A 330-nucleotide genomic window follows, 5' to 3' on the forward strand; every position below is an offset into this window, starting at 1 on the left:
TGCAGAATACATATGTACTAATTGTACCGGGAGCGAGAAAAAGAAAGTAGCATTTACATGTAAGAGTAGATTTTGTAATCGATGTGGAAAAGTTTATATAGAAAAGTGGGTAGAAAAACAAACAGAACGGATATTGGAAATAGGACACAGACATATGGTACTTACCGTTCCAGAAGAATTAAGGGTGATGTTTTACCGTAACCGGGATTGGCTAAAAGATCTGAGTGATAAAGCAGCAGAAGTAATTCAGTATTGGTATCGTGAGAAAGGCAGGAAAAGAGGGTATGAAGTCGGGGCAATAGCAGTAATACATACCTTTGGAAGGGACTT

General features: G+C 38.2%; 1 protein-coding gene. It reads left to right on the top strand.

The annotated features are described in order from the left end of the window. Positions 1-330 (top strand): transposase zinc-binding domain-containing protein (locus ULO1_RS07975; RefSeq protein ID WP_200806948.1); only part of this gene is annotated, 330 nt, incomplete at both ends.

Origin of the sequence: Carboxydocella sp. ULO1, assembly GCF_002049255.1 — a bacterium.
In the GTDB taxonomy this organism is placed as follows: domain Bacteria; phylum Bacillota.